General features: G+C 63.4%; 14 protein-coding genes. 4 read left to right on the top strand and 10 right to left on the bottom strand.

The window, feature by feature from the left end; genetic code table 11:
* Nucleotide 1 precedes the first annotated feature (1 nt).
* The 3 genes from ACGYK7_RS10095 to ACGYK7_RS10085 form a co-directional block, all read right to left on the bottom strand.
* Nucleotides 2-1072, bottom strand: a complete 1071-nt coding sequence (locus ACGYK7_RS10095; protein WP_394401746.1) for a 5-(carboxyamino)imidazole ribonucleotide synthase — start codon at nt 1070-1072, stop codon at nt 2-4.
* Entirely contained in the window at nt 1065-1550 is a 486-nt protein-coding gene (gene purE, locus ACGYK7_RS10090; protein WP_394401744.1) for a 5-(carboxyamino)imidazole ribonucleotide mutase, read from the bottom strand. Before purE ends, ACGYK7_RS10095 begins: the two co-directional genes overlap by 8 nt.
* Nucleotides 1551-1645: 95 nt before the next feature.
* Entirely contained in the window at nt 1646-1870 is a 225-nt protein-coding gene (locus tag ACGYK7_RS10085) for a YdcH family protein (RefSeq protein WP_067267347.1), read from the bottom strand.
* A gap of 163 nt (nt 1871-2033) precedes the next feature.
* Here ACGYK7_RS10085 and ACGYK7_RS10080 point away from each other — a divergent pair, with 163 nt between their 5' ends.
* From ACGYK7_RS10080 to ACGYK7_RS10070, 3 genes are all read left to right on the top strand, one after another.
* Entirely contained in the window at nt 2034-2447 is a 414-nt protein-coding gene (locus ACGYK7_RS10080) for an Hsp20 family protein (protein ID WP_394401741.1), read from the top strand.
* A 4-nt stretch (nt 2448-2451) separates the two neighbouring features.
* Nucleotides 2452-2670, top strand: coding sequence for a DUF1150 family protein (locus ACGYK7_RS10075; protein WP_394401738.1), 219 nt, complete (start codon nt 2452-2454; stop codon nt 2668-2670).
* Between the two features lie 77 nt (nt 2671-2747).
* On the top strand, nt 2748-3626 hold the full coding sequence (locus tag ACGYK7_RS10070; RefSeq protein WP_394401735.1) for a PhzF family phenazine biosynthesis protein: 879 nt from the start codon (nt 2748-2750) through the stop codon (nt 3624-3626).
* A 60-nt stretch (nt 3627-3686) separates the two neighbouring features.
* On the opposite strand, the gene ACGYK7_RS10065 is transcribed toward ACGYK7_RS10070, so the two are convergent.
* Nucleotides 3687-5399 (bottom strand): bifunctional sulfate adenylyltransferase/adenylylsulfate kinase, encoded by a 1713-nt coding sequence (locus tag ACGYK7_RS10065; RefSeq protein ID WP_394401732.1) that lies wholly within the window; start codon nt 5397-5399, stop codon nt 3687-3689.
* Between the two features lie 193 nt (nt 5400-5592).
* Nucleotides 5593-6597, bottom strand: a complete 1005-nt coding sequence (gene trxB, locus ACGYK7_RS10060) for a thioredoxin-disulfide reductase (protein WP_394401730.1) — start codon at nt 6595-6597, stop codon at nt 5593-5595.
* Between the two features lie 214 nt (nt 6598-6811).
* On the opposite strand from trxB, the gene ACGYK7_RS10055 reads away from it, so the two are divergent.
* Nucleotides 6812-7312 (top strand): Lrp/AsnC family transcriptional regulator, encoded by a 501-nt coding sequence (locus tag ACGYK7_RS10055; protein ID WP_067267317.1) that lies wholly within the window; start codon nt 6812-6814, stop codon nt 7310-7312.
* A 2-nt stretch (nt 7313-7314) separates the two neighbouring features.
* On the opposite strand, the gene ACGYK7_RS10050 is transcribed toward ACGYK7_RS10055, so the two are convergent.
* From ACGYK7_RS10050 to lgt, 5 genes are all read right to left on the bottom strand, one after another.
* Nucleotides 7315-8028 (bottom strand): Hint domain-containing protein, encoded by a 714-nt coding sequence (locus ACGYK7_RS10050; RefSeq protein WP_394401727.1) that lies wholly within the window; start codon nt 8026-8028, stop codon nt 7315-7317.
* 271 nt (nt 8029-8299) lie between these two features.
* Nucleotides 8300-8443: a hypothetical protein gene (locus tag ACGYK7_RS10045; protein WP_169306083.1), complete on the bottom strand. Its 144-nt coding sequence runs from the start codon at nt 8441-8443 to the stop codon at nt 8300-8302.
* 271 nt (nt 8444-8714) lie between these two features.
* Nucleotides 8715-9470 (bottom strand): peptidoglycan editing factor PgeF, encoded by a 756-nt coding sequence (pgeF, locus tag ACGYK7_RS10040; RefSeq protein ID WP_209218251.1) that lies wholly within the window; start codon nt 9468-9470, stop codon nt 8715-8717.
* Nucleotides 9467-10525 (bottom strand): class I SAM-dependent methyltransferase, encoded by a 1059-nt coding sequence (locus ACGYK7_RS10035; protein WP_394401725.1) that lies wholly within the window; start codon nt 10523-10525, stop codon nt 9467-9469. The genes pgeF and ACGYK7_RS10035 overlap by 4 nt, the downstream gene beginning before the upstream one ends.
* A complete protein-coding gene (gene lgt / locus ACGYK7_RS10030; protein ID WP_394401722.1) occupies nt 10522-11406 on the bottom strand; it encodes a prolipoprotein diacylglyceryl transferase in 885 nt (294 codons plus the stop codon). Before lgt ends, ACGYK7_RS10035 begins: the two co-directional genes overlap by 4 nt.
* Between the last annotated feature and the right edge of the window lie 44 nt (nt 11407-11450).

Raw genomic sequence — 11450 nt, 5'->3', positions numbered from 1 at the left:
CTCAGCCGCGGGTGATCTGGTTGACATGACCCATCTTGCGGCCCGGTTTGACCTCGGCCTTGCCGTAGAGATGCAGCGCCGTGTCGCGGGCGCGGGCGAGCTCTGGCACGCGGTCCATGTCATCGCCGATGAGGTTAGTCATCACCACATCCGCATAGCGCTGCCCGTCGCCCAAGGGCCACCCGGCCACGGCGCGAATATGCTGCTCGAACTGGTCGATGGTGCAGCCGTTCTGCGTCCAATGGCCAGAGTTATGCACCCGGGGGGCGATCTCATTCACGATCAGCCCCTGCGGCGTGACGAAAAGCTCGACCCCCATGACGCCGACGTAATCCAGCGCGTTCAGCACGCGACCGGCGAGCAGCACCGCGTCGGTGCGCTGTGCATTGCTGATCTTGGCGGGCACGGTGGTGGTGTGCAGGATGCCGTCGCGGTGGACATTTTCGCCGGGGTCAAAACAAGCGACCTCGCCCGTGGCACTGCGCGCGGCGATGACAGAAATCTCGGCGCTGAAGTTCACGAAACCTTCGAGCACGGAAGGCGCGCCGTTCATCTCGGCCCAGGCGGCGTCGAGGTCGGTATCGTCTTTCAGCCGCGCTTGGCCCTTGCCGTCATAGCCGAAACGCCGGGTCTTGAGGATCGCAGGCGTGCCGATCTGGGCCACGGCGGCCTTCAGGCTGGCGGCGTCGGTCACATCGGCGAAAGGGGCCACGCGCAGGCCAAGATCGCCGAGGAAGGTCTTCTCGGTCAGCCGGTCCTGGGAAATGCGCAGCGCCTCGCGGCCCGGGCGCAGCGGGGTGATCGCCTCGACCACGTCGAGCGCTTCGGTGGGGATGTTCTCAAACTCGAAGGTGACGATGTCACAGGCGCGGGCGAAAGCCTCCAGCGCCTCGTGGTCGTCATAGGGGGCGGTGGTCACCGCATGGGCAACATCGGCGGCGGGCGGGTTTGCGCCCGGCTCGAAGATATGGGTGCGAAAGCCAAGCCGTGCGGCGGCGACGGAAAGCATACGGCCCAATTGACCGCCGCCCAGAATGCCGATGATAGCGCCGGTTTGCAGGGGGTCAGTCATGCGGCACCTCGGGGATCGAAGCGCTGAGCGCGTCGCGCCAATCGTCCAGCCGCTTGGCCAGTTCGGCGTCCTGTAGCGCAAGGATGCCCGCCGCCATCAAAGCGGCATTGGCCGCGCCTGCGGCCCCGATGGCCATGGTCGCGACCGGAAAGCCGCGCGGCATTTGCAGGATGGAATAGAGCGAATCCACCCCCGACAGCGCCTTGGTCTGCACCGGCACACCGATCACCGGCACGCGGGTTTTGGAGGCCATCATGCCCGGCAAATGCGCCGCCCCGCCTGCGCCCGCGATGATAACTTGCAAACCCCGGTCCACCGCCGTCTTGCCATAATCCCAAAGCCGGTCCGGGGTGCGATGGGCGGAGACGATGCGCGCCTCGAAGGGGATGTTAAGCTCGTCCAGCAGGGCTGCTGCTTCGCGCATGGTGGCCCAGTCGGACTGGGACCCCATGATGATGCCAACCGGGGGCGTGGTCATTGCTGCGGGCCTTCTCTTGGTGGATCAGAGCGCGCACTATACCCATCACGGCCCATCTGGCAACGCCGATTGCCGCGGGCCATGGGGATAATGGGTCAGGCGATGATATCGGGCGTCAGCCGGTCTTCGATCTGGGCGATCAGATCCTTGAGGCGCAGTTTGCGTTTCTTGAGGCGTTGCAGGGTCAGTTGATCCCCGGTGCCGCGTTCGACCAGCGCATGGATGGCGTCATCCAGATCGCGATGTTCCCGTCGAAAGACCTCAAGCTCGACACGCAGCACTTCGTCCGTTTTCATCGACAGATCGGTAGGGGCATTCATGGGCAGGTGATTCCGTTGGGCATCTGAACCTTGAATATAAGCGGTTGAGATCATTTGGCATAGCCCTTGCGCCCTTGCCGAAGCCCCCCCATATTCAATGCAACGGGCTGCCGGTTGCGGGGCCTGTGAAACACTGTCGCTTGACCTGATAAGGACGTGTCGCATGACGAAATTAACGCTTGCCTCTTACCCGCATATGCTTGGGTTTGAACAATTGGAACGGGTGCTTGAACGCAGCGCCAAGGCCGGAAACGAAGGCTATCCGCCGTTCAACATCGAACAAACCTCAGATTACAGCTATCGCATCACGCTGGCGGTGGCGGGTTTTTCGGAACAGGATCTGTCGATAACCGTTGAGGATAGACAGCTCGTGATCCGTGGGCGTCAGTCCGACGATGGCGAAAACCGGGTGTTTCTGCACCGTGGAATCGCCGCGCGTCAATTCCAGCGCTCGTTCGTACTGGCCGATGGGGTCGATGTGGGCGAAGCGGTTATGGAGAATGGTCTGCTACATGTCGACCTGACCCGCGCCAAGCCTGAAACGGTGGTTCAAACCATCAAGATCAAGAAGGGGTAACATCATGCAAGACGCAATCACCCACGGAAACAACCGCATGGTCTATGTCAAAACCATCGCTGTCGCCGATCTGCCGCGCGAGGTGCGCGATCAGGCCGAGGGGCTTGAGCTTCTCTATGCCGTGCACGATGCCGAAGGGCAGCAATTGGCGCTGGTCGGTGATCAGAAACTCGCCTTCTCATTGGCGCGAGAGCATGACTACCGCCCGGTGATGGTGCATTGACGCCGCACGGCACGACGATACGCTAAGCCCGATGCAAGGCCGCAGTTCGCTGCGGCCTTTTTATTGGGAGCGGTCTTATGGATTTCGATTTCGACTGGGTGGATGCCTTCACCGACCAAGTCTTCGGCGGCAATGGCTGCGCCGTGGTGCATGGCGGGGCAGGGTTGTCGGATGAGCTATGCATGGCCTATGTGCGCGAGACATCTCTCGTGGAATGCACCTTTACCGGCCCGTCGGAGGTCGCGGATTTCAGGGTGAAATACTACCTCGCCAGTCGTGAGATACCCTTTGCAGGCCATCCCACCATCGCCACCGTCGCGGCGCTGCGCCATCGCGGGCTGATCGGCGAAGGGCCGCTGCGGTTGGAGACCGGCGCGGGGATCGTTGAGGTTGAGGTCCGCGGCTCCCAAATCGCCATGACCCAGATCGCGCCGGTTTTCGGGGAAGAAGTGCCTGCCGATCTCGTCGCCAAGGTGGGTGGCGTGGCCCCCGAGGATATCATCGCGCCGCCGCAGGTGGTCTCCACCGGGTTGCCGTTCTGTATCACCGTTCTGCGCAGCCGCGCCGCCTTGGAAGGGCTGAAGCTTAACCCCGAGGCGCTCGCGGCCTATGATGCCCATCTGGGGCAGGGCAGCGATATGATGGAGCCTTTCTGGGTCACCCTCGAAGGCGCGACCGCGGCGGGCGATACCTATGCGCGGCTGCTGCTGGCCCCACCCAGCCCCGCCGAAGACCCTTTCACCGGTTCGGCGACGGGTGCCATGGCGGCCTATCTCTGGGCGCGCGGATTGATCGACAGCCCGGCCTTCGTGGCTGAGCAAGGTCACCTCATGGGCCGCCCCGGTCGGGCAGGGGTTGAGGTGCTTGGCCCCCGCGATGCGATCACCGGTGTCCGTGTGGCGGGGCAGGGGCGTGTGGTGATGTCGGGCCAAGTCTTCATGCCAGAGACGGCCTGAGCCGAAACGCAAAACGCAGCCCCGAGGGGCTGCGTTTCCATCCTGCGGAGGCTCAGCGGATTACCCCGCGATCAGCCCCATGTTCTCAAGCTTCAGCAACACCTGATGGGCACAGTTGTCGACCTCAACATTCTCGGTCTCCAACACCAGTTCGGCGTTCTGCGGCACATCATAGGGGTCAGAAATGCCTGTGAACTCTTCGATCTTGCCTTCGCGCGCTAGCTTGTAGAGCCCCTTGCGGTCGCGGCGCTCGCACTCTTCGATAGAGGTCGCGACATGCACCTCGACAAAGGCGCCGAAGTTCTCCACATCTTCGCGCACCGCGCGACGGGTGGTGGCATAGGGCGCGATCGGCGCACAAATGGCGATGCCGCCGTTCTTGGTGATCTCAGACGCGACATAGCCGATGCGGCGGATGTTCAGATCGCGGTGCTCTTTGGAGAAGCCCAACTCAGAGGAAAGGTTCTTGCGCACGATATCGCCATCCAGCAGCGTCACGGGGCGGCCGCCCATCTCCATCAGCTTGACCATCAGTGCGTTGGCGATAGTGGATTTGCCCGAGCCGGAGAAACCGGTGAAGAACACGGTGAAGCCCTGCTTCGAGCGCGGCGGGGAGGTGCGGCGCAGTTCCTTGACGACTTCGGGGAAGGAGAACCACTCAGGAATCTCCAGCCCTTCGCGCAGGCGGCGGCGCAGCTCGGTGCCCGAGATGTTCAGGATGGTAACGCTGTCTTTGTCCTTGATCTCATCCATGGCCTCATATTGAGCGCGTTCCTGCACCCAGACCATATGTTTGAAATCGACCATTTCGATGCCCATTTCCTCCTGATGCGCGCGGAACAGGTCCTGCGCGTCATAGGGGCCATAGAAATCCTCACCGGCGGAGTTCTTGCCGGGGCCAGCGTGGTCGCGGCCCACGATGAAATGGGTGCAGCCGTGGTTTTTGCGGATCAGCCCGTGCCAGACGGCCTCACGCGGGCCAGCCATGCGCATGGCGAGGTTCAAGAGGCTCATCGAGGTGGTGGCGGCAGGGTATTTATCGAGCACCGCCTCATAGCAGCGCACGCGGGTGAAGTGGTCCACGTCGCCGGGTTTGGTCATGCCGACAACGGGGTGGATCAGCAGGTTGGCCTGCGCTTCACGCGCGGCGCGGAAGGTGAGTTCCTGATGCGCGCGGTGCAGCGGGTTGCGGGTTTGAAAGGCCACGACGCGGCGCCAGCCCAGCTTGCGGAAATAGGCGCGCAACTCGTTGGGCGTGTCGCGGCGGGCGCGGAAATCATAGTGCACGGGCTGCTGGATGCCGGTCACCGGACCACCGAGATAGACGTTGCCCGCTTGGTTGTGCAGGTAGTTCACCGCCGGATGCGCCTCGTCGTCCGCACCGAAAACTTTCTCGGCCTCGCGGGATTTGTTCGGGGTCCAGCGGTCGCTGACGGTCATGGTCGCTAGGATCACGCCCTCTTGGTCACGCAGGGCGATGTCCTGCCCCACTTCCAGCGTCTCGGCGAAAGCCTCGGTCACGTCGAGGGTGATCGGCATGGGCCAGAGGGAGCCGTCCGCCAGCCGCATATTCTCGACCACGCTGTCGTAGTCCTCTTCGCCTAAGAACCCTTTGAGCGGGTTGAAGCCGCCGTTCATCAGGAGTTCCAGATCGCAGATCTGGCGCGGGGTGAGGTCAAGGCTGACCAGATTGCCCGCCTCCACCTTCAGCTTTTGCGACGACTCGTAAGAGACGTAGAGTTCGGGGATCGGCGTGAGGTTGCTGGGCATCATGACTATCACTTTTCTTCAGGGAACAGGCGGCTTCGGTCCTGGCTGCCATAGCTGCAATGGCAGTGAAAAGTCTATAGTTCTAAGGGATGTCGCCCCGTTAAAGGCCGAAATCCCACGATCCGAGGGTGGCCTGCAATTCGGGTGCTGAGGGGCGGCGGAAACCAGAATTATCTCCGCCGCGCCTTCGTCTGACTTAAACGTCTTCCTTCACCTCGGCCCCGTAGCCGAGCGGGAGGGAGGTATCTTTGCCCTCGTCATCGCCCACTTCGGCAAGGAAACGCTCGGCCTCAAGTGCGGCCATGCAACCCATGCCGGCGCTGGTGACCGCTTGGCGGTACTTGTGGTCGGTCAGGTCACCGGCGGCAAAGACGCCGGGGATCGAGGTCTCGGTGCTGTCGGGTTTGGTCACGACATAGCCCCCCATATGGGTCTCCAGCGTGTCCTTGACCAACTCGTTGGCGGGCGCGTGGCCGATGGCGACAAAAACGCCCTTGGCGGGAATGTCGGTGATCTCGCCGGTTTTGGTGTGCTTGACCTTCACGCCTTCCACGCCGAGCGGGTTGTCGGTGCCGTAAACCTCGTGCAGCTCGTGGAACCACAGCGGCTCGATCTTGGGGTTTTTCATCAGGCGGTCGATCAGGATTTTCTCGGCGCGCAGCTCATCGCGGCGGTGGATCAGCGTGACCTTGGAGGCGAAATTGGTGAGGAACAGCGCCTCTTCCACGGCGGTGTTGCCGCCGCCGATCACGACGATCTCTTGGCCGCGGTAGAAGAACCCATCGCAGGTGGCACAGGCCGAGACGCCGAAACCCTTGAACTTCTCTTCGCTCTCCAGCCCGAGCCACTTGGCGCGGGCGCCGGTGGCGAGGATCACTGCATCGGCCACATAGGTGGTGCCGCTGTCGCCCTTGGCGTGGAACGGACGGCTCGACAGGTCGAGGTCGGTGATGATGTCGCCGATGATCTCGGTCCCCATCGCCTTTGCGTGTTCCTGCATCCGGATCATCAGGTCTGGGCCCTGCACCTCGCTGTCGCCGGGCCAGTTCTCGACCTCGGTGGTGGTGGTCAGCTGGCCGCCAGGCTCGATGCCTTGAACGAGGATCGGCTCCAGCATGGCGCGGCTTGCATAGACCCCGGCGGTGTAACCCGCAGGGCCGGAGCCGATGATCAGTACCTTGGTTTTACGTGTCTCGGCCATCTGGCGCCCCCGGGCTATCATTGATATTGCCCGCCTCATATAGCGATAGCCGTGCAGCCGTTAAACCCCTGCCGTCGCGGCCCCGTCATGACGCCTGCGTGAACGGGGGGCGGTTGACGTAAAGGGTCAGGGTAAAGAATATTGCGCTTGTGTGAAACTTTATTGCGCGCACCACGCAGGCTGCTATAAGAATCGAAAATTCACTGAGGATGTTATGGCGGGTACACGACTAGATCCGATAGACCGGATGATCTTGGCCGAGTTGCAATCTGATGGCCGGATGACGAATGTCGAACTGGCCAAACGCGTCGGTATCTCTGCACCGCCCTGTTTGCGCCGCGTGCGCACCTTGGAAGAGCAAGGCTATATCAAAGGCTATCATGCGGATGTCGACGCCCGCGAACTGGGCTTCGAGGTGCAGGTCTTTGCCATGGTCGGGCTGGCCTCTCAGGCCGAGGCCGATCTAAGCGCGTTCGAAGAGAAATGCCGTGGTTGGCCGCTGGTGCGCGAGTGCCATATGCTCAACGGTGAGGTCGATTTCATCCTAAAATGCGTGGCACCGGACCTGTCGAGCTTTCAAAGCTTCCTGACCGGGCAATTGCTGACCACGCCCAATGTGGAAAGCGTGAAGACCAGCCTCGTGATCCGAGGGGCCAAGGACGAGCCCGGCGTGCCCTTCGACGTGTTGGAAGCGCGGCTCTCGACCGCGCCTTGAGGTCAGCTGTCGGCGGGGTCTTTTGCCGTCTCAGGCGCGCGGGGATGGGCGAGGGGGCCGAAATCCCGCCCATGCGCGATCTGCGGAAACATGGATAGAAAGCGATCCCGCAGGCCGGGTGCCACCTCGCGCAGCGCTTGAGCGCCGGGGTGAAAGGTCTCTATCTCTAGCCCGCCTGCCTTGATGACCGCATGGCGCGACAGGCAGATGTGAAACAGGCGCACCGGGGTTGGCGGGGTGACCTCGATCACATTAACCCCATCCACGAATTCGCGCAGCGTGGTGAGCAGGCGATTGCCCTCCGCCGCGGCCCGCAGGTGGGGCGGCGTTTGAAGCACCCGCGCGGCGGGGCCGAGGGTAAGGAAGGCACTCGGGCGCCCCTCGCCGAAACTGTCGGGCATGATGCGGATGAGGGGCAGCCGTCCACTGTCCGCCGGGATGAAACGGCTCGACCCGATCCAGACCAGCGGCGCCGGTTCTGTGGTGCTTGTGTTGATCATGTCGCCGGGCTGGAGATCCTCGATGGCAATATCGCCCTGCACCGTTTGGATCGGCGTCCCGCGGGCAAAGGCCGCGAAAGCGGCTTCGAAAATCGGTGCGGCGGGGGCGGTGTCTTGGCCGATATAGAGCGACCCGTCGGCGCGGAGCGCGGCGACTTCGTAGCTGCGCATCGGCGCGGGCGGCGGGCCTTCGGATTTGGTGGCGGTCTCAGTCATGCAAAACCCTGTGTCGGCCCGGCGCAGCGGTGCCAGTGCGGCACGCACCGGCGCGGGCTGCTGGATACTGCGCCATGTTCTGCGGGATTTGTCAAAATATCCGGCCTGAGTGCTGCGCTTTGCGCGCCAATCTCGGCGGAATGCGGGGGGCTGTTTCCCCGTCTGGGGTAGGCGCGCCATATTCGGGCGAAAACGCCCCTCGCAACGAATCAACGTCACGAGGGGCGGTCTGCTATACCGGGCACGTGGCACCGGTACCGGGGGAAACTTTTCAGGCGGTCTTGCGGACCGGGGCGTTGCCGGAGCGTTTGGCGATGAATGCGGCGCGGCGCGCACCGCGGGCCCAAGGCATGACGGTGTCGGTCTTGGCCGCCGTCTCGACAACGGATTTGATGAAGCGCGGGTTCTTTTTCATGGCTCTGTTCCTCTTCGGGTCACGCGGGCATCGTTGCATCCACTATCGCAGTGCAATCGGGCCGGTTTTTGACCGTGGGCGAGAAACTTGTGGGAATTTGGCGGGTTCGAAGGGCGGTTTGGGGCACCCTTGCCTTACTTTAAAAACTGTTATTTTTCGGCAGTTTGCGGGGTTCGCGGGAAACAGTGGCGCTGTTTTAGCTGGATTGGCTCAAATTTTACAACAGCAATGCGGCGCGAAGCGGGCAGGCGTTGCCGCAATTCCGCCCCGTTCAGAGGGTGATCGCCGAGAGCAAGCGACCATAGTCCGCTTCCTTGGCATGGGTCGTGCGCCGGTAGGAATAGAATCGCGCGGCATCGGCGTAGGTGCAATGCCGCGTCCATTCCGCGTGGCCCACCCCCGCCGCGCGCAGCCGGTTCAGGCCAAAGCCGGGCAGGTCGAAGTGTAGCCGGTCGCCTTCGCCCTGGGCAAAGTAGCGGGCAAACTCGGGGTCGGCGTTCATGAAGTTGTCCAGAAACTCCGGCCCGACCTCATAGGCGCGCTGGCTGATGGAGGGGCCGATCACCGCGGTGATCTTTTCGCGGGTGGCGCCGAGATCGACCATCGCATCGACGGTCGCTTCGAGTATCCCGTCAAGCGCACCGCGCCAGCCAGCATGGGCCGCGCCGACCACGCCGGCTTGTGCATCGGCGAAGAGCACAGGCTGACAGTCAGCGGTCAGGATCGACAGGGCGATGCCGGGGGTCTTTGTCACCAAGGCATCGGCGCGGGGTTTGTCGTCCTGCGGCTCCGTCACGGTGACGACGGTGGCGGAATGCACCTGATGCACCCCGACAAGGTGATCGGCAGGCAGGCCCATTGCCTCGGCGGCGCGGGCGCGGTTGATGCGCACGATCTCGGACTGGTCCGAGCTGCCGCTGCCGCAGTTCAGCCCGGAAAACACCCCCGACGACGCGCCGCCACGGCGGGTGAAAAACCCGTGCCGCAAAGGGGCAAGCGCATCGGATGTCAGAATTTCGAGCGTCATATTTCTGTCCCCGGGGGCGGCGTCTGACCCTTTTGGTAGAGCCCCATCACTTTGAACAGGTTTCCCATTTCCGCCGGGTGCGTCAACCGTCGATGTGCGGCAATATGGTTGCCAAGCGCGTCACCGGTCAGCGCCTCGGCCAATCTCTGCGCGCGGGGGGTGATGCCCAACCGCTCCAGAAAAACGCCTTGGGTGACCACGCGGCTATGGGGGCAGGGGCAGGCGCGGGCCAGCGCCTCGAAATCGACATGGGCGGTCAGGTCGGCCTGCCCGGGATTGGCGAGCGGATCGGCAGGGCTGTGGTTTTCCAGCGCTTGCAGCGTGTCGCCCAAGGCGCGCCAATCGCCATAGTCGATGATCAGCCCCGCCCCGCCGTGGGCCGTGATGCGTTTGCCGATCTCTTGCATGATCTCTGCCGCCGGGGCGCAAAGCTCGATAAGGTCGCCGTCCTTGGTATCCTCTAGCCGATGGGCGAGGGCGGGCTGTGGGGTCACGGGGCCGAGGCCAAAGGTCAGCGCCCCCTCTGCCGCACCCACCCGGCGCTCGGCCCAGCCTGCGCCTTGGCGGAGGAATTGCCGGATTGGCAGCGCGTCGAAAAACTCATTGGCGATGAGGAATAGCGGCGCGTCCGGCAGGTCAGCGGCACTTTCGGCCCAAGTGACCTCGACCCCTTGCAGGGTCTCGCGCTGCGCGTCGCGTAAAGAAGGAGAGGCTTCGATAAGCGTGACCTGTGCCGCCGCCTGAAACCCCGGCACCCGCGCCGTGGCACGCAGGATATCGGCCATCAACGTCCCGCGCCCCGGCCCAAGCTCGGCCAGAGTGAAGGGGCAGGGCGCGCCCTGATCCAGCCAGCTTTGCGCCAGCGACAGGCCGATCAACTCGCCAAACATCTGGCTGATCTCGGGGGCGGTGATGAAGTCCCCCTCCGGGCCGAAAGGCGCGCGGGTGGTGTAGTACCCCCAGTCGGGATGCAGCAGGCAGGACTGCATATAGGCGTCCAGCCGCATCGGCCCTTCCAGCGCGATCCTTGTGAGCAGATGGTCCTTCAGGCTCATGCCTGCCGCCGCGCTCGGATGATCAGGAAGACGCCCACAGCGATCATCGGCAGCGATAGGATTTGCCCCATGGTCAGCCCCCAGCCGCCGATATGCCACGCCAGCCCCAGCGGGTTGCCGGGGGTGACGAATTGCGCGTCGGGCTGGCGCAGGAATTCCACCGCGAACCGCGCCGCGCCATAGCCCGCAAGGAAAGTGCCGCCAATCAGCCCCGGCATCTTGAGCGCGCCACGTTTCCACGCCATCCAGATCAGCACGCCGCCCAAGAGCAGCCCCTCCAGCAGCGCCTCATAGAGTTGCGAGGGGTGGCGCGCGCAGATGCCCGCCACATCGGGGCAGAACTGCGCCGCCTCGCCGGGGAATGTGACGCCCCAAGGCAGATCGGTCGGGCGGCCCCAAAGCTCGGCATTGATGAAATTCGCCAGCCGCCCCAGAAACAGCCCCGGCGCCAACCCCAGACAGACCATATCCCCGGTCGAGATCACCGGGATCCGGTGCCGCCATGTGTAGAAAAGACCGGCGAGAATGACCCCAAGCGCCCCGCCATGGAAGGACATGCCGCCCTCCCAAAGCTGCAAGATCGCGGCGGGGTTCGACAGGTAATAGGCCGGTTGGTAAAACAGCACATACCCTAAGCGCCCGCCGAGGATCACGCCAAGGATGACCCAAAAAAGCAGGTCCTCGACCTGACCGGGCTTCATCACCGGCGTGTCGTCCTTCCACAGATGGGGGCGCTTGACCGCTGCGGTGGCGATGCGCCAGCCCAGCAAAATGCCCACGATATAGGCCAGCGCATACCAGCGCAGCGCGAAGGTGGAACCAAACAGGGTCACCGAAAAGATTTCCGGCGCGATATCGGGGAAGGGGAGCATGGCTATCATGCTGCTGATTGAGCAAGGCCGCGCGGGGAAGTCAACCTTGCGAG

The organism is Sulfitobacter sp. 1A15299, assembly GCF_043556915.1.
Taxonomy (GTDB): domain Bacteria; phylum Pseudomonadota; class Alphaproteobacteria; order Rhodobacterales; family Rhodobacteraceae; genus Sulfitobacter.
The sequence above is the reverse complement of the archived record's forward strand: the minus strand, read 5'-3'. Positions and strand labels throughout refer to the sequence as shown.

Bases quoted from the DNA above. Each gene is read 5' to 3' on its own strand.
- ACGYK7_RS10095 (WP_394401746.1), bottom strand. From the start codon at position 1,072: ATGACTGACCCCCTGCAAACCGGCGCTATCATCGGCATTCTGGGCGGC.
- purE (WP_394401744.1), bottom strand. From the start codon at position 1,550: ATGACCACGCCCCCGGTTGGCATCATCATGGGGTCCCAGTCCGACTGG.
- ACGYK7_RS10085 (WP_067267347.1), bottom strand. From the start codon at position 1,870: ATGAATGCCCCTACCGATCTGTCGATGAAAACGGACGAAGTGCTGCGT.
- ACGYK7_RS10080 (WP_394401741.1), top strand. From the start codon at position 2,034: ATGACGAAATTAACGCTTGCCTCTTACCCGCATATGCTTGGGTTTGAA.
- ACGYK7_RS10075 (WP_394401738.1), top strand. From the start codon at position 2,452: ATGCAAGACGCAATCACCCACGGAAACAACCGCATGGTCTATGTCAAA.
- ACGYK7_RS10070 (WP_394401735.1), top strand. From the start codon at position 2,748: ATGGATTTCGATTTCGACTGGGTGGATGCCTTCACCGACCAAGTCTTC.
- ACGYK7_RS10065 (WP_394401732.1), bottom strand. From the start codon at position 5,399: ATGATGCCCAGCAACCTCACGCCGATCCCCGAACTCTACGTCTCTTAC.
- trxB (WP_394401730.1), bottom strand. From the start codon at position 6,597: ATGGCCGAGACACGTAAAACCAAGGTACTGATCATCGGCTCCGGCCCT.
- ACGYK7_RS10055 (WP_067267317.1), top strand. From the start codon at position 6,812: ATGGCGGGTACACGACTAGATCCGATAGACCGGATGATCTTGGCCGAG.
- ACGYK7_RS10050 (WP_394401727.1), bottom strand. From the start codon at position 8,028: ATGACTGAGACCGCCACCAAATCCGAAGGCCCGCCGCCCGCGCCGATG.
- ACGYK7_RS10045 (WP_169306083.1), bottom strand. From the start codon at position 8,443: ATGAAAAAGAACCCGCGCTTCATCAAATCCGTTGTCGAGACGGCGGCC.
- pgeF (WP_209218251.1), bottom strand. From the start codon at position 9,470: ATGACGCTCGAAATTCTGACATCCGATGCGCTTGCCCCTTTGCGGCAC.
- ACGYK7_RS10035 (WP_394401725.1), bottom strand. From the start codon at position 10,525: ATGAGCCTGAAGGACCATCTGCTCACAAGGATCGCGCTGGAAGGGCCG.
- lgt (WP_394401722.1), bottom strand. From the start codon at position 11,406: ATGATAGCCATGCTCCCCTTCCCCGATATCGCGCCGGAAATCTTTTCG.